Source organism: Rhodococcus sp. BP-241 (assembly GCF_019836145.1).
GTDB lineage: Bacteria > Actinomycetota > Actinomycetes > Mycobacteriales > Mycobacteriaceae > Rhodococcoides.
The window spans coordinates 252224-268282 of the sequence record NZ_JABUEI010000004.1; the positions used below are offsets into that span (position 1 = coordinate 252224).

At 69.9% G+C, this 16059-nt stretch carries 14 protein-coding genes; 3 read left to right on the forward strand and 11 right to left on the reverse strand.

The window, feature by feature from the left end:
• Positions 1-27 precede the first annotated feature (27 nt).
• On the reverse strand, positions 28-1239 hold the full coding sequence (locus tag HQ308_RS10415) for a glycosyltransferase family 4 protein (RefSeq protein WP_222646338.1): 1212 nt from the start codon (positions 1237-1239) through the stop codon (positions 28-30).
• Positions 1240-1363: 124 nt separating this feature from the next.
• Here HQ308_RS10415 and HQ308_RS10420 point away from each other — a divergent pair, with 124 nt between their 5' ends.
• Both HQ308_RS10420 and HQ308_RS10425 read left to right on the forward strand, forming a co-directional pair.
• On the forward strand, positions 1364-2182 hold the full coding sequence (locus tag HQ308_RS10420) for a class I SAM-dependent methyltransferase (RefSeq protein ID WP_222646339.1): 819 nt from the start codon (positions 1364-1366) through the stop codon (positions 2180-2182).
• A gap of 55 nt (positions 2183-2237) precedes the next feature.
• Positions 2238-3029, forward strand: coding sequence for a class I SAM-dependent methyltransferase (locus HQ308_RS10425; protein ID WP_308115742.1), 792 nt, complete (start codon positions 2238-2240; stop codon positions 3027-3029).
• Here the strand turns inward: HQ308_RS10425 and HQ308_RS10430 are convergent.
• The 6 genes from HQ308_RS10430 to HQ308_RS10455 all read right to left on the reverse strand — a co-directional run bounded on the left by HQ308_RS10430 (position 3008) and on the right by HQ308_RS10455 (position 10601).
• The gene (locus tag HQ308_RS10430; protein ID WP_222646341.1) at positions 3008-3853 is read right to left on the reverse strand and encodes a C1 family peptidase; all 846 of its coding nucleotides are present in this window, start codon (positions 3851-3853) and stop codon (positions 3008-3010) included. The genes HQ308_RS10425 and HQ308_RS10430 overlap by 22 nt on opposite strands.
• A gap of 10 nt (positions 3854-3863) precedes the next feature.
• On the reverse strand, positions 3864-5351 hold the full coding sequence (locus HQ308_RS10435; RefSeq protein ID WP_222646342.1) for a DUF6345 domain-containing protein: 1488 nt from the start codon (positions 5349-5351) through the stop codon (positions 3864-3866).
• An 87-nt stretch (positions 5352-5438) separates the two neighbouring features.
• Entirely contained in the window at positions 5439-7886 is a 2448-nt protein-coding gene (locus HQ308_RS22940) for a CHAT domain-containing protein (protein ID WP_222646343.1), read from the reverse strand.
• Positions 7887-7896: 10 nt separating this feature from the next.
• Positions 7897-9435, reverse strand: a complete 1539-nt coding sequence (locus HQ308_RS10445) for a S8/S53 family peptidase (RefSeq protein WP_222646344.1) — start codon at positions 9433-9435, stop codon at positions 7897-7899.
• A 13-nt stretch (positions 9436-9448) separates the two neighbouring features.
• Positions 9449-9934: a hypothetical protein gene (locus tag HQ308_RS10450; RefSeq protein WP_222646345.1), complete on the reverse strand. Its 486-nt coding sequence runs from the start codon at positions 9932-9934 to the stop codon at positions 9449-9451.
• Entirely contained in the window at positions 9927-10601 is a 675-nt protein-coding gene (locus tag HQ308_RS10455) for an RNA polymerase sigma factor (protein ID WP_222646346.1), read from the reverse strand. The genes HQ308_RS10450 and HQ308_RS10455 overlap by 8 nt, the downstream gene beginning before the upstream one ends.
• Before the next feature lie 68 nt (positions 10602-10669).
• On the opposite strand from HQ308_RS10455, the gene HQ308_RS10460 reads away from it, so the two are divergent.
• Positions 10670-11590: an ROK family protein gene (locus HQ308_RS10460; RefSeq protein ID WP_222632181.1), complete on the forward strand. Its 921-nt coding sequence runs from the start codon at positions 10670-10672 to the stop codon at positions 11588-11590.
• Positions 11591-11632: 42 nt separating this feature from the next.
• Here HQ308_RS10460 and HQ308_RS10465 read toward each other — a convergent pair whose 3' ends face one another.
• The 4 genes from HQ308_RS10465 to HQ308_RS10480 all read right to left on the reverse strand — a co-directional run bounded on the left by HQ308_RS10465 (position 11633) and on the right by HQ308_RS10480 (position 16023).
• Entirely contained in the window at positions 11633-13462 is a 1830-nt protein-coding gene (locus tag HQ308_RS10465; protein WP_027506179.1) for a phosphoenolpyruvate carboxykinase (GTP), read from the reverse strand.
• Positions 13463-13740: 278 nt separating this feature from the next.
• A complete protein-coding gene (locus tag HQ308_RS10470; RefSeq protein ID WP_051613439.1) occupies positions 13741-14058 on the reverse strand; it encodes a DUF6802 family protein in 318 nt (105 codons plus the stop codon).
• Between the two features lies 1 nt (position 14059).
• Positions 14060-15439, reverse strand: a complete 1380-nt coding sequence (locus HQ308_RS10475) for a hypothetical protein (RefSeq protein WP_222646347.1) — start codon at positions 15437-15439, stop codon at positions 14060-14062.
• Positions 15436-16023: a hypothetical protein gene (locus tag HQ308_RS10480; protein ID WP_027506177.1), complete on the reverse strand. Its 588-nt coding sequence runs from the start codon at positions 16021-16023 to the stop codon at positions 15436-15438. Before HQ308_RS10480 ends, HQ308_RS10475 begins: the two co-directional genes overlap by 4 nt.
• Positions 16024-16059: the final 36 nt, after the last annotated feature.

Sequence of the window (16059 nt, forward strand, 5' to 3'; positions counted from 1 at the left end):
ACCGGCCTCCGGCCTACCCGCGACCACCTACCGACCGGCCTCCGGCCTACCCGCGACCAGCCCGGACACCGCTCGGCCGTGTACTCGCTCGCGCAGCACCGACTCCACCGCTCGCGCGCACCACGTCCACGAGAACTCCCGGGTCCGCAGCCGCGCCTTCTCCCCGAGCTGCCGACGGAGATCGCCGTCGTCCAGCAGGGTGCGCACCGCGTCGGTCAGTTCGTCGACGTCGGAGTCGCGGCTGAGCCACTCGTCGCCCACCAGGACGCCGGTGACGCCGTCCACCACGGAATCGGTCAGCCCCCGAGAATGCCGGTAGCCGACGGTGGGGACACCGTGCTGAGCTGCCTCGACGACGGCGAGTCCCCACCCCTCCTTCCGGGACGGGAGCACGTGGATCCACGACTGCGACAGGATCTCGTGCTTGCGGGTCTCGGACACGTGACCGTGGAAGGCCACGGCGTCGGCCACGCCACGCGCGCGGGCGTGGTCGCGCAGGTTGTCGTCCCACCACCCACCGCCGATGACGTCGAGGCGCAGGGCGGGCGTCGCATCGCGCAGCGCGGCGACGACGTCGATCGCGTCCTCGATCTGCTTGTGCGGGACGAGCCGGGACAGGACGGCCAGCGTCGGGGCGTCCGCACGCGTGTCCGGATAGCCCACCGTGACGGAACCAGGAATGTCGTCGACACCGTTGCGGACGACGGCCACCCTCTCGCGGTCCACGCCGAGGGCGATCAGCTCGTCCGCCGAGGGAAGCGACACCGTCAGGTACTGCGAGCGTCGATGGACCCGCGGCGACAGCCTGGACTCGATCCACCATCCCAGCCGCGCCATGACCGCACCGGCCACCGGCCATTGTTCGCGGTGACAATGGTGGACCAGCACGGTGACGGGAGCCGCCGTCACGAGTCGTGCGAAGAACGGGATGCCGTTCTGTGTGTCGATCACCGCGTCGGGCTTCAGTCCCGCCAGGGGACCGAATCCGAGCCGCCCGGCGAGGAGCGCTCCGAGTGCTCGCGGATAGACCGTCAGGCGCCCGCCGCCGCGGCTGACGCGCATACCGTCGATCGTGTCCGACGCTGGTGCGCCGGGGTAACCGGCCGTGCGCAGCGTGACCTTGATGCCTCGCGACGCCAGCCCTGCCCCCACGTGCTCGAGATAGCGCTCGCTACCACCGCCCTGTGGATGGCCGCTGTCACGCCAACAGAGCAGCAGCACCTCACGTAACTCCGTCATCTGCTGTCACCCCCGTGGCAGTCTTTCATTCGTTCGAACGACACAGAATGGCTGTTTCGGCCCCCGAAAAACCGGTAAGTTTCCTTTTAGGGTCGGGAAAACCCACTGCAGTGAGGCTCATGTCATGACGTCCGGGTTGATCGATGGCAACACTCTCGACGGCGTATCTTCCACCACTCTGTACACGCTCCACAATCGAGCCGCCTTCGCCGACGGCCCCGACAAGGTCATCGACGACCCGATGGCGCTGCGCGTCCGCGACGCCATCGAGTACGACTGGTCCAAGTTCGGAACCCCCGTGGCCGCCGCGGCGTTGCGCGCCCGCACCTTCGACTCCGCGGTGAGTGCGTACCTCGCCTCGCGGCCCCACGCCTCCGTCGTCGCGCTGGGCGAGGGACTGCAGACGGCGTACTGGCGACTCGGGCGGCCGGACACCACGTGGTACTCCGTGGACCTCGAACCGGTCATGGAGCTTCGTGCCCGCGTCCTGCCGCGCGAGGACCGGATCGTTCCCGTCGCGGCCTCCGCGTTCGATCTGACCTGGGCCGACGGCATCGACCCTGAGCCGGGCGTCTTCGTCTCCGCAGAGGGACTGCTGATGTACTTCGACGAACCCACCGCGATGGATCTGATCACCCGGTGCGCCGAGCTCTTCCCCGGTGGCGGCATGATCTTCGACTCCATTCCCGAGTGGTTGTCCCGCAAGACCGTCGCAGGGGTCAAGCTGACCGAGCACTACACGATGCCGGCCATGCCCTTCAGTATGACGTCGAGCCGTGGGCGTTCGCTCGCCGACGAGATCCCGGGCGTCGCCTCGGCGACCGATGTCTTGTTCCCTGCACACAAGGGCGCGTGGAAGTTCAACTCCATGCCGCTGGTGGCCGACAGCCCGCTCTTCCGCAACCGACGCACCTCCGTCACTGTGCTGCGCTTCGCCGCCTGACCCGCGGGCCGTGAGCCCGGCGAGCCAGGTCGACCGGGCGCTACAGTCTCCACTCGTGCCCTCGTCTCCCGTCACCGCCGGACTCGCTCGACGGGCCACCCTTCGACGGTCACTCTCGCTCGTGTCGGACTTCCGGTTCGAGCAGTCCGATCCCGCACGCTTCTACGGGGCGCTGGCCCGCGACACAGCGATGCTGATCGACGACCTGTGGACCGGGGCGACCGGAACGACTCTCGACGGACTGACGGTGCTCGACGTCGGTGGCGGACCCGGCTACTTCGCCGACGCCTTCGCGGACGCGGGTGCCCACTACGTCTCCGTGGAACCGGACGCCTCGGAGATGCACGCCGCGGGGCTCGACGCCCGCGGGTCCGTCCGAGGATCCGGTACCGCGTTGCCCGTCCGCTCGGACAGCGTCGACATCTGCCTCTCCTCCAACGTCGCGGAGCATGTCCGCCACCCGTGGATCATGGCCGAGGAGATGCTGCGCGTGACGCGGCCCGGCGGACTGGTGGTGTTGTCCTACACGATGTGGTGGGGCCCGTTCGGCGGGCACGAGACCGGACCGTGGCACGTGTTCGGCGGCGAGCGCGCCGCTCGCCGCTACGCGCGCGTGCACGGCGCCGAACCGAAGAACCGTTTCGGAGAGTCGCTGTTCCCGATCCGCGCCTCGCACGGATTGCGCTGGGCTGCAGACACGACCGAGGGAACGCTGCTGGCAGCGTTCCCTCGGTACCACCCCCGCTGGGCGTGGTGGTGTGTCCGCGTCCCCGGTTTCCGTGAACTCGCGGTCAGCAATCTCGTCCTGGTGATGCGCGCCGGAGGTCAGGAGACGACGGCGCCGTAACTCTCCGGATAGAACGCGGCCGAGAGGTACTCCTCGGTGACATACGCGAAACCTGCGTCACCCCAACCCGTTCCCCAGCTGTTGCGCACGATGAACCGGCCGTCCGCGCGATACCCGACGATGCACACGGCGTGACCGCCGCGCACTGTCGCGGAATCGAACGTGCCGACCAGACCGTCCGACCCGACCGACGTGAACGCATCGTCGACCGAGAATCCGGCGAGAATCGGTCCGCCCCGTGCCAGCCACAGCCGCCACTGCACCCGGTCCGCCGCGAGATCGACGTAGCTGATGCGGCGCTGGGCGATCCCCGCGTAGAAGGCGTTCTCGTTGCCGAGGAACATCGTCGTGTCGATGTCGAAGGGCAGGTCCGACTCCAGCGCGAACCCGAACGTGCGGCTCACGTCCATCGCAGCCTTGAGCGACGTTCCCGAACCCTCGACGAATCCCGTCGGTCGCGAGACGAACTCGTCCGACTCCTTCGACCCCATCCAGGTGAATCGCGGTGAGAGTCGGCAGTCCTGCGTGATGCGGCCGGCGTCGACCATCGTGCGGCGCCCGACTCCGTCCGCCGCGGCCCAGCCGACACACGATCCGGTCCGCCCCTGGTCCCCGACCGTCCACCAGTCGGCGCGCAGATCGACACTCGACGGTGGCACCGGCGCCTCCAAGGGTCCGCGGCCGTCGACATCCGCCACCGACCAGTTCCTCTCGGTCCCCACCGACGGATTCAGGTTGAAGATTCTCTCGTCCGGACCGACGTGATCACGCGACCGCGAGCGTCGCACCGCCGACGGTGTACGGGACGTCGTTGTTGTGGTCATGGTGATCCTCCTAGCGATCGAGCGGGACGGAGACCCGCACTTTCTTCTCGAGCTCGTGGCCGGCGGACACGAGATACCCTTCGTGCGCCCCGCGCACGGCGATGGTTCCGTCGTTGATCAGCCCCACCTCGCGACTGCCGGGAATCGGTTCCGCGTCCGACGGGATGTCGGGGTGCGCCGACGCCGCTGCACCGAGAAGTGCGCCGACCGTGGGGACGACACCGCCTCCGCCCGCAACGGGCACCGCGAGACGCGGCGTCGTCCGGACGGACCGGACCGGACGGACGGCGACGTCTGCCGACAGCGCACGTCCGGCTGCGTCGAGATGCACTCGGACATAACCCGACTCGGGTGTGATGACCCGAGATCCCTCGACGATCTGGCGGTACTCGACCGAGTACCCGGCAACGTGGGGAGCGACATTCTCGGATCCGTCCCCGCGGGCACCCGCCGCGCGCTGGGTGCGAACCAGATGGGGCTCGGTGTCCACCCCGGGAAGGTCGAGCGCCGACATCACACTCTGCGCGGAGACCGTGACATCCGCCGCCGAGAGTTCGCTCGATGCGCGACGGTCGGCATCACGTTCGTGCGCCAACGCGACCCGTGCGAGGTTCCCGTGCACGGTGGTCGCCCCGACCTCGCCGAGTGCACCGGTGAGCGAGACCATGTCGTCCCACTGCACCGACATCGCCTCGGCCGGAGGCTCGTTCGCCCCCACAGTCGGGGCCCCGACACTGCGTGCCGCATCGTAGTACGTCCACCACCACCAGTTCGAGGACGCCGGCGCTGCCATGATGGCGCGTTCGGCGAACACTCTGTCCTTCGCTTCGCCTTCCGTGGCCCCCATGCCGCACGCGGACGGCGCCTGATCGCGACCACCGTCCCACCCCGAGTTGAGCCACGCCGCCGAGAACGACTGTCCGGTGTTCCAGTGGTCCCAGAACCTGCGGCCGTACACGTCGACGTCCCAGCTCACCGTCTCCCACCCGAACAGCATGCGCATGCCGGCCGCGTGCGCCGCCCACGTGCGCCATGGGCTGTGTCCGCCGTGCACACGCAGCGACAGGCACGTCGACCAGAAGGCGTAGCGCAGACGCTCGTTGCCCCAGGTGATCTCGTCGGACCTGATCCAGTCCTTGCCGCCCCACGCCGCCCCCAGTGGTGCGTAGAAGACACCCGCACCGTCCATGGTGCCGTGACCCGAGTGGTAGAAGACCGACACGGCATCACTGCCGTACACACCCTGCCAGTCGTCGTACGGCTCCGCGTACTGCCAGAACTGCACCCCGGAGTCGCGAAAGCGAAAGTTGCCGGGAGAGAACCGGTTCAGATACGCGGCGAACCCGTCCGCGTCTCCGTGCGTCCTCGACAGCCCGCCCACACCCGGCACGAAGGTCTGGATGCTGGACGCGCCGTGGACACCCGTCGCTCTGGCGGCCTCGAAAGGCGATGCGGTGCGGTCGGATCCGGTGGTTCCGGGTGGTGTGATCGTGGTCATGATACGGCTCCCCGTCGGTTGGAAGAGTCGGCGCTTGTCGCCTCACTCACATAACCGAAGGAGCGCGGACCGCGTGCGGAGATACACCTACCATCCGTTTCCGTAACACAGAATCGGAACTCCGGTGCCGTGCAATCCGTCGGCGAACTCCGGGACGAGGGCGTCTGCGGGCGTCACGCCCGCGGCGATACGCCGATGGATCCGGGGCAGCACGTCCGCGGCGCGCGCGTCGTCGATGTTGGCGGGTGCCGCAACGACGCACCGCGCACCTGCGTGCAGCCACGCACGCGCCATCCCCAACGTGTCGTATTCGCCTACCGCACGGCCCATCTCGCACGCCGACACCACCACGAGGGAGGGCACCTGCGGAAGTTGGCACACGTCGTGCCCGAACCACGGGCCGTCGGCGAGGCGCATCGACGAGAAGAGCGGGTGCTCGCGGGAGAGGCCGCCGTGGGCCGTCACGTGAAGCGTGGCCGACTCCGCCGCGAGTGCCGACGCCCGCTCCGTCGTCGCCTCCGCGCCGACCACGCACGTACCCGACCACGCGTCCGCGACCGATGCCGCCTCACGCTCACCGTGGTCGGTTCCAGGCCCCGAGATCACCGCCGCCGGGCCCGACCATCTTTGTGTCCCTGCACTTCCCATCCACCACCCGACCGACACCGCCGACGACAACGACCGCCCGGCGAACGACGGCAACATCGCCCACGGAACACCACCGAGCACACCGGGCACGGTCAGCAGTACGCGTCGTCGACCCAATTCGTCGAGCGGTTCGACGAGCATCGCATCGAGCCGGGCCAGGCGGCGTCGGAGCGAGGTCGCCACGCCCGCGGCGAGCGACGCCCCGAGGTCGGCCGCAGCGAGATCCAGGTCGGCCGGCAACCCGGCGACGACCGCGTCCAGATCGGCCCAGGGGCCGAGATCGTGCAGTCTCGGACCACTCTCGGTGACCGTCAACGCGACGACGCGGTCCCGCAGCCACAGGTACGTCACCAGGTCGGCTCCGGCACTCTGCAGCGCGGACCGGGCGTCGTCGAGCCCGGGACGGTCGACCGGCCCCGGACGTGATCCCGTCCATCCCAGATCGCGCACCCACCGGTGCAGCTCCGTGACACGCGCGTGGTCGGACGAGTCGCGCAGCGACCGCAGTTCCGCCAACGCCACGCTCACGCGAGGATCACGCGGCGCGCCGACCGGGTTCCACGCCGCCGCCGCACCGCGAGCCCGCTCCGACCATGCCAACACCTCGTGCGGGTCTCCGGTCTCCCACGCGGAGGTCATGCCCTGCACCAACACTTCCCGTACCCGGTGCTGCGTCGCCACCTGCAGTCCGAGGCTGCCGAAATGCGTCTGCCAGTCGATGAAGTCGTCCATGACGGCGGCGACCCGGCGCAACGCGGACCGCGGGTCACCGCGGCGACGCGCGACCTCGGCGCGGTATTGCGCATCGAGCAGCCGAGTGGGTACCGGCGCATCGGGACGAACATCGATGCGCTGCGCGTAGTCCTCGGACGCATCGGGCCCGTCGGTGTCGAGCAGTCGCAACGCCACCCGCACTCTCAGGTCCGCCGCCTCGGACGTCAGGTGCTCACCGTCCAGACGTGACGCGAGGGACTCCGCCGCGGCCACGGACGCCGGCTCCGTCCCCGCGACCAGCCGTACGCGCATGCCGATCGCGTCGGCACGCACGGCGGAGACCTCGCTTCCATGGTCGCGGAAATGTCGAGCGGCATCGTCCGCCAGGCGGGCGGCTCGCCCCGGATCGTCGACGGCGACGAGCCGCGCGAGAGCGAGTTCCGCCTCCGCCCGCGTGTGCCATTCCGACGTCGACTCCAACAGCGCCAGAACCTCGGTGAGAGTGTCGACAGCGTCCCCGACCATCCCCGCTGCCTCGAGCACCTCCGCGCGGTCGAGATCGCACACCGCACGATGCGCGGCCGACAGGTGACGCAGCGTCAGGCGGGCCGTGGTCATCCGATCCAGCGCGCCCGCGAGATCGCCGGCGAGCAGATCGACGTACCCGCGGTTGTGTGTCACCTTCGCCAGTTCCACATCATCGCCCACCTCGGCGAACGCGTCGGCGGCCCGGTCGAGGTCGGTGGCAGCCGCGACCAGTTCCCTACGGCGCAGCAACACGTACGCCCGGTTGATGAGTGTGCGACCGCGCGCTGCGGGCAGGTCACCGAGATCACCGACTGCGCCGGCGAACAGTGTCAATGCGAGGTCGTCGTTCCCCGCCCGCACCTCGATCGCCGCGAGCCGCGCCAGCACCACGGCCCGACCGCCCGGACCGAGGTCGGTCCGGCCGGCGTCGTGGTCCCCCAGTTCGCGGCGACACCGCTCCCGCGCACCGGCCAACTCGCCCGTCTCGACCATGACCCAGGTGGCGGCGGCGATGACGTCCGCACGCACGACCCCGTCCGGTTCGAGGCTCTCCGCGCGCACCAGCAGTCGCCGGGCGTCGTCGTGACGCCCGGCGCTGATGAGCGCGAGTGCGGTGTCGCACAACGCGCGTGCGGACTCCGTCACGATGCGGGCATCACCGGCTTCCCCTCACGCGCGCAGCCGCTTTCGCGCGAAGTGCAGCATGTTCCTCGGAGATACGACCCAGCACGACCGCCACCGCGTCGGCCGCGGACACGGCTCCGCCTGTCAGCGCGGCGGCGATGCGGCCGGCCACGATCGGCGCAGCGAACGACGTTCCACTCCACACCCCGAAACCGCCGAGGAAGTCGTCCGGGTCGATGGTCTCGCGTGCGGCACCCGAGGTCGATGCGGACCGTGCGAGTGGGCTCGACCCGGCGTCGAAGTCAGGCATCGTGCTCATCACTGCCGCTCCTGTCATCGACGTCGTGACCCAGGCTCCCGCGTTGCTGAACATCGCAGGCGTTCCGTTGGGATTGTCGGCCGCGACGGCGACGAGCGGCGCGGCCCCCGCGACGACGGGGTCCACCGCGAACGCCGCGGGGTAACACGGACGGCTCGTCGCGTCGTTACCAGCGGATGCGACGACCGTGACGCCGAGAACCCGCAGATCGGTGAGGACGTCGCGCAGCAATGACGGGAACATCCGGTCCTCGACGTCCTCGTGGTAGTACCCGAGCGAGAGGTTCAGGACGTCGACGCGGTGCGCACCGTCCGCCTCGATCCAGTGCGCCAGACCGGACAGCGCTGCGATCAGATCGAACTCGTGGACGATGCCGTCCTTCTCCAGTACGCGAACGGCGAGGATGTCCGCGTCGGGCGCCTCCTGGTGTACCAGACCGGCGATGAACGTGCCGTGCCCCACGAGCGGATCCATCGCCCCGTCGAGTGGACCGAGCACGTCCGGGTGGACCTCCGGATCCGTCGCCGGATCATGCACCCCGATCACCGGATTCTGGTCCACCCCGCGCTCGACGAACGTCAGCCAGTCGTGCGCGCCGCACCCGGTGTCGAGTATCGCCACACGCGGTCGGGTGCTCGTCATCCGATCGTCGGGCGTACGCACCGGAGGTCTGCCCACGAACGCCACGGGCTGTCGGCCACCCGCTCCGGGGAAGGCGTACGACCCGGCGGGAGACCCGCCGGACACGAACGGGGACATGAAGGGCGACATGAACGGACTCATGAACGGCGACATGAAGGGGGACATGAACGGACTCATGAAGGGCCCGGCCGCCAGGACGTGTTCGAGGGTGACCGTCACGTCCGAATCAGTGTTCGCTTCGCGGAACGCGCGGAGTACTGCGACGGCGTCGACGTCGGGAGTCGGGGACGAGGAGGTCGCTGTGAGCAGCACCCGCTGCATCGACCGTTCCACTCCCTCGTCGTCGCGGGTGCGATCGCGGACCCGCACCACCCGGTTCACACCGCGATCCGCGTCGATCTCCCATCCGAATCGCTCCGCCGCCGAACGCAGGTCGGTGAGCGGATCGTCCTGGTGCGATGCCGACCGGTCCACCAGGAGAGCCGTCCGAAGGTACACCGTCGGCTGCTGGCGACCGCGGTCACCGGGCACTCCGACAGCGATGTCCGGTACTCGCGACCACCGCTCGTTCTCTGAAGGTCGCGGCTCGTTCTCGAAGGACGATGTCATGGGGGTTCCTCTCTCAGAGCGGCATGTCGGGAGTCTGGAAACGGCGGGCGCCGTCGGGCGCGAGAAAGCGGAGGCGCCAGTGGTCGCCTCGGATGCCGCTGAACTCGAAACGACCCTCCGCGTCGATCACGCCGACACGTTCGGCGTCGTCGATCACGAGGACGACACGGCCCGGTGGATACGCGGCGTCGCCCGGATCGCCGGCACGGGTGAGCCATCCGTCGAGGCGTCTGCTCGACGGCGACTCTGGAGCGAGGCGCACCACGACGGAGACCGAACCGAGGTCGAACTCGAACGTCGACACCTCCGACGACGACCGGATGCCCGTCAGGTCGCCGCCGACGAGTCTGAGCAGTGCCCAGTCCTCCTCGAGACCGGCGCCGGCGAGCACGGCGATCAGATCGTCCGCGAGTCCCGCGGGCGGTGGGTCGCGATGAGACCACATCTCCTGCAGTGCCTCGAGCAGATCCCTGTCTCGTGCAGACCAGACGTCACCCACGGGTCCAGCCCTCCTTCTCGAGCGACGAGCGCAGCGCATCGAGGCACCGCCTTCTGATGGCGCCGATACTGCCGACGGCGAGTCCCAGATCGGTTGCGAGAGTGCGGTAGTCGGTGGTGTCGAGACAGGCGACGACGCGGAGCAATCGCTGACACCGCTCGGACTGCGCTCCCACCTGTCGCCACAGAACCTCGCGATGCGACGCCTCCACCGCCTCGGTCTCGGCGGTTCCGTCGGCGACCAGCTCGGGGACCTCGACGGGGTCGAGCGGTGTCACCCGGCGATCGCGCCCCACCACGCGCCACGACTCCCGCCGCGCGCTGACCACCAACCACTTGCCGACGGCATCGCCGTCGCGCACCCGGTGCGGATCTTTGATCAACGCGAGCCACACCGTCTGCATAACGTCGAAAGCCTGGTCCTCGTCGGTGCCGGCCGCGCGCACCACGTGCCACAGAGGCGGCGTCAGCACCCGCACGAGATCGTCGAAGCGGGCTCGATCGCCGTCGTCCCGCCATGCCCGGAAGTGGTCGGCGGCGGTCGCCCACACGGCATCACCGGCCGGGTCCCGACGGGCCCGACCGAAGTGAGTCCCGAGCGCGCGTGCGTCACTCGGGACGGCGCCTCTCGGCCCCGGACCCCCGTCCATGGCATGAATTGTGGTCACACTCCACAGGAGTACGCCAGCCCTGCGGTGATACAGAGCGACTCGGGCTTCCCGTTAGGGTGGCGTGAATGACGACGACCGAGAGAACATCGCTCGCACTCGACATCGGTGGCACCAAGTTCACCGCCGCGGTGGTGGGTGCCGACGGACGACCGCAGGACCCCGTCGTCGTTCCGACCCCCACCGAGAACGTCTGGGCGGCGTGCGAGGAGCTTCTCCTCTCGGTGGTGTCCGCGGCAGGGGTCGAGTTCCAGGACATCGGGGCCGTCGGTATCGCCTCGGCCGGGCCCGTCGACACCGTTGCCGGCACCGTGGCGCCGATCAACATCGCGGAGTGGTACGAGGGCTTCGGGCTCGTGGAGGCCGTCCGCGGCGTGGTTCCGAACGCCACCGTGACCCTGGCACTCGACGGTGCGTGCGCGGCCCTGGCCGAGCATCGTTTCGGGGCCGCCCGCCACGTGCAGAACGTGCTGGGCATGGTGGTGTCGACCGGCATCGGCGGCGGCCTGGTCCTGGGCGGCGAGATCGTTCGCGGCCACAGCGGCAACGCCGGGCACGTGGGACACATCGTCGTCCCCGGATCCATCGAACCCTGCACCTGCGGCGGGGTCGGCTGTGTCGAGACGGTCGCCAGCGGCCCGAACGCGGTCCGTTGGGCCCGCGAGAACGGCTGGGATGGTGCCACCGGCATCGACCTCGCCGAGTCGGCCCGCGCCGCCGACCCGGTGGCGGTCGCCGCCCTCCAGCGGGCCGGCGTGGCGCTGGGACAGGCGATCGCGTCCGCCGCGGCGCTGCTCGACATCGAGACGGCCGTCCTCGGCGGTGGCTTCAGCGCGGCCGGCCCGGCGCTGTGGAACCCCATCCGCGAGACCGTCGCGTTGCACGCCCGGCTCGGCTTCCTCGAGTCGTTCACGGTGGTCCCCGCTGCCCTCGGGGCCGTCGGGACTCTCACAGGAGCGGCCGCACTGGTCACCCCGAGACAGCACTGACGCCCGCCCCCGTGATCGGGAGCGGGCGTCAGTGGTGGTGGATCAGGAGTTCAGGCGCTGCTTGAGAGCGTCGAACTCGTCCTGGATGCCGGTGGGGAGCTTCTCGCCGACGAAGTCGAACCATTCCTCGATGAGCGGGATCTCCTTCTTCCACTCGTCGACGTTCACCGCGAGCGCCTCGGCCACATCGGCCGTGGCGACGTCGAGTCCGTCGATGTCGAGCGCGTCGGCCGTGGGCACCACACCGATGGGCGTGTCGACACCGGCGGCCTTGTGCTCGATGCGCTCGACGATCCACTTCAGCACGCGGGAGTTCTCACCGAATCCGGGCCACAGGAAGCGCTTGTCGTCGCCGCGGCGGAACCAGTTGACGTAGAACACCTTCGGGAGCTTGGACTCGTCGGCGTTCTTGCCGAGGTCGATCCAGTGCTGGAAGTAGTCGCCGACGTTGTATCCGAGGAACGGCAGCATCGCCATCGGGTCGCGGCGGATGGTGCCGACGGTTCCCTCGGCCGCTGCTGTCTGCTCGGAACCGACGGTGGCGCCCATGAACACGCCGTGCTGCCAGTCGCGAGCCTCGGTGACCAGAGGAACGGTGGTCTTGCGACGGCCACCGAAGAGGATCGCCGAGATCGGCACACCCTGCGGGTCGTCCCACTCGGGCGCCATGGACGGGCACTGGGACATCGGCACGCAATAGCGCGAGTTGGGGTGCGCCGCATTGCTGTCCGAGTCCGGCGTCCAGTCCTTGCCGGTCCAGTCGATCAGGTGCTGGGGGTCGCCCTCGAGGCCCTCCCACCAGACGTCGCCGTCGTCGGTCTGCGCGACGTTGGTGAAGACGGCGTTGCCCTGATCGATGGTGCGCATCGCGTTGGGGTTCGAGTCCCAGTTGGTACCGGGCGCGACACCGAAGAAGCCGAACTCCGGGTTGACCGCGTACAGCCGGCCGTCCTTGCCGAAGCGCATCCACGCGATGTCGTCACCGATGGTCTCGGCGCGCCAGCCCGGAATGGTCGGCTGGATCATCGCGAGGTTGGTCTTGCCACAGGCGGACGGGAACGCCGCGGCGATGTAGTACGCCTTGTCCTCCGGCGAGATGAGCTTGAGGATCAGCATGTGCTCGGCCAGCCAGCCCTCGTCGTGGGCCATGGCCGACGCGATACGCAGCGAGTAGCACTTCTTGCCCAGCAGCGCGTTGCCGCCGTAGCCGGAGCCGTAGCTCCAGATCTCGCGGTCCTCGGGGAAGTGCGAGATGTACTTGGTGTCGTTGCACGGCCACGGGACGTCCTGCTGACCCTCGTCGAGCGGGGCTCCGAGCGAGTGCAGAGCCTTGACGAAGAAGCCGTCGTCCCCGAGCTTCTCGAGCACCTTCGCACCCATGCGCGTCATGACGCGCATGGAGACGACGACGTACTCGGAGTCGGTGATCTCGACACCCAGCTTGGGGTCGTCGGCCTCGAGCGGGCCCATGCAGAACGGGATGACGTACATGGTGCGACCGCGCATGCATCCGCGGTAGAGATCGCGCATCGTGCCGCGCATCTCCTCCGGGTCCATCCAGTTGTTGGTGGGACCGGCGTCGATCTCCCGAGTGGAGCAGATGTAGGTCCGCGACTCGACGCGCGCCACGTCGGACGGGTCGGAGTTGCCCAGGAACGAGTTGGGCTTCTTCTCGGCGTTCAGCCGAGTGAACGTCCCCGCGTCGACCAACTGGTCGGTGAGGCGGTTCCACTCCTCGTCCGAACCGTCGGCGAAGACGATCCGGTCGGGCTGGGTCAGCTCGGCCACGTCACGTACCCAGGCCAGCAGGCCTGCATGCGTCGTGGGCGGCGTGCCGTCGGTTCCGTTGAGACCCGGAATGGTCGCGGTCATCTTGTCTCCTGGGGTGGTGCAGGAACGTGTGGCCGTCACCGCCTCGGTCCGTCGATCGGCGCCGAACCGAAGTGCGTGAGCGAACCATGGGTTCCCAGTGGGCGGGGTAGTCCCGTGACCTTCGATCGACAGATCGCAGGGCCCCGAGTGTCCTGGACCTAGAGGTTAACGCTGTGAAGAACGGCCAGGGCACTCGGGGCATGTCCGTTCCGTCACAAAACCGATTCAGTGACCTGGCCGTAAAGCGCACTATGTCAGGACATTTGGTGTCTATCGCGTCACAGCGAGCCGCGCTCGGACGCACGCCAGACGGCGTCGGGACCGTCCGCGAGGTCGGTGGAGGACACCCACACGGTGTAGTCGCCGTCGGCCTCGAAGACCGTCGCACGGTCGACGTCGCCGTCACCGTCGAGATCGCTGAGAACCGTCATCTCCGTCGCACTCCGATGGAATGCCGACGCGTGGACGTCGGACAGACCTCCGTGCAACACCGCCGTGTCGGCGGTGCCGTCCCCGTCGAGATCGAGGGCGGGGTCGAACCCGTCGTCCGCGACACCCGGCCCGTCCGGGTCGAACGATCCCGACCACTCGGCCATCTCAGTCCCCCGTGTTCCTCGCTGTCGTTCCCACCTCGTGCTTGGACGCATCCAGCGAAGAGACGGTTCCCCGCCGCCCGAAAGTGAGGGCGACGCGGTCCAGCACGTCGAGATCCCGTTGATAGGCGGCCACCCGCGAGGCAGCTCGGGACGTGATGTCTCGGATCTCGCCGTCGATCTCCGCGATCAGCGCGTTCCGCCGGGCGGAGGCGTCTCTGACCTGCGCCGACAGTCTCGCGGTCAGCCACGAGTCGGCGATCACGAGACGGGACGCGGTGTCCCGTTCCCAGCCGGAGGCGGCATCGGCCACCACGTCCGCAGCCCATCGGCGCAGGCGCGCGCGGCGCGTCGAGAGCAGCCTCGTCCGCACCACCGCGGCGGCCATCATCGCGGCGCAGAGCACGGTCACGAACCCGGCCGACGCGCCGCCGAGGGAGGCCGCCCACACCGCCACCCGCCCCACCCCGGCACCCGCCGAGGCGCCGACGACACCCGCCAACACGTCGTCGACTCCCCACCCGGCCGACGGGGGCGGTTGGTGGGTCGTCGACGCGCGTTCGACCGGGGGTGCGGAGTCCACGGCGCCGACCGCGGTCAGCGCGGTGGTCACCTCGTCCGCGAGCCGACCCGTCGCCGCATCGATCTCCGCGGCGACCACGGACGGAAGGCGTCGGAGGTCGGCGAAGCTCGCGTCCCCGACGGCGGCGGCGACCCGCGCGCCCGTCTCCCGCCGATGCACGCCGACCCGGTGGGCGAGATCGAGGCGCAGCTCGGCCGTCGACCGCCGGAGGAGCAGTCCGTCGTCCGTCGCGATCGACGCGGCCCGGCGCCGGCGTTCCCGCGCGTCGGCGAGGTCCGCGCTGCCCGTGTCGCGTCGGGCTGCCGCTGTCAGTGCCGTGCGGGCCTCGGCCAGCGTACGGTCCACCGCCGTCCGCTCCGCCTCTGCCGGATCCACCCGGTCCGCTGCCCGAGCGAGCGCGTCCAGGATTGCATCGTCGTCGGGACCGCACACCACCACCGCGTCGGCGCGCGGGACCGACGCCGCCCATCGGGCGAGGACGCGCCGCGCGTCGTCCGGTTCGGCGGCGATCCGGAGCACCACCGGAAGATCGGCCGGGATCGACCGCGCCGCCCGGACGAGGGCACCGCCCGGCGGCAGGGCGGGATCCACCAGGACGAGTACGGCCGAGGCCGCGCAGACGGGACGGACGGACCATCCCGCGGAGGTCACCACCGCACCGACCGCCTCCTGGTCGAGACCCGGTGCCGCCAGAACGGCGACGGTGCGCGCCGGTGCGGGTCCTCGCCCCAGCCGACTCAGGGAGTCGGGACTCCACGTCCGCACCACTCGGGCCGCGTCGGCGGGCAGGTCGAGACTCACGCGCGTGCACCGCTCCGGACGTGAGCCACCTCGGGGGCGCGCAGGAACGTCTCGATCGACGACCTTCCGAGCGCACTCCGAGCGGCCACCGTCTCGACCGCGGCGAGCAGGGCGATGTCGCGGCACCTCGCCGCGCGCGACACCGCCGTCGCCCAGGCACGGGTGAGCGTGTCGACGTCGTCCACGCCGATCACGGGCATCCCGGCCGGCAGCACCGCGGCGACGGCGTCCGCGTCGATCGGGAGGTCGGTGCGCCCGAGGACCACGAGGGTGTCACCGCCGGGCCGTGCCGCCACCACCTCGAGGTCCGCGGCGCTCACGGTCCGAGCGACGACGAGCGCGAGAACGTCGTGGTCCAGGACGGGAGGAGGAAGGTCGGGGGCGTCCACCCCGTGCACCTCGGCCGCCTCGGGAAGGACCAGCGCCGTGACGACGCGGGACTTGCCCGCACCGGGGCGTCCCGCGACGGCGAGACGCACCGGGGAACGCCATCGCTCGATCACCGCCCGCAGAGCGGCGTCGTCGACGCTGCGTTCCAGCTCGGTCACCGCGCGGTGCAGCGCGCTCGACTCGGTACCCGGCATCCGTGATCCCCCGATTCTGCAGATGCGACGGGGCGA

Excerpts from the sequence above, each read along its gene's own strand:
- HQ308_RS10415 (WP_222646338.1), bottom strand. The coding sequence starts at position 1,239 with ATGACGGAGTTACGTGAGGTGCTGCTGCTCTGTTGGCGTGACAGCGGC.
- HQ308_RS10420 (WP_222646339.1), top strand. The coding sequence starts at position 1,364 with ATGACGTCCGGGTTGATCGATGGCAACACTCTCGACGGCGTATCTTCC.
- HQ308_RS10430 (WP_222646341.1), bottom strand. The coding sequence starts at position 3,853 with ATGACCACAACAACGACGTCCCGTACACCGTCGGCGGTGCGACGCTCG.
- HQ308_RS10435 (WP_222646342.1), bottom strand. The coding sequence starts at position 5,351 with ATGACCACGATCACACCACCCGGAACCACCGGATCCGACCGCACCGCA.
- HQ308_RS10445 (WP_222646344.1), bottom strand. The coding sequence starts at position 9,435 with ATGACATCGTCCTTCGAGAACGAGCCGCGACCTTCAGAGAACGAGCGG.
- HQ308_RS10460 (WP_222632181.1), top strand. The coding sequence starts at position 10,670 with ATGACGACGACCGAGAGAACATCGCTCGCACTCGACATCGGTGGCACC.
- HQ308_RS10465 (WP_027506179.1), bottom strand. The coding sequence starts at position 13,462 with ATGACCGCGACCATTCCGGGTCTCAACGGAACCGACGGCACGCCGCCC.
- HQ308_RS10470 (WP_051613439.1), bottom strand. The coding sequence starts at position 14,058 with ATGGCCGAGTGGTCGGGATCGTTCGACCCGGACGGGCCGGGTGTCGCG.
- HQ308_RS10480 (WP_027506177.1), bottom strand. The coding sequence starts at position 16,023 with ATGCCGGGTACCGAGTCGAGCGCGCTGCACCGCGCGGTGACCGAGCTG.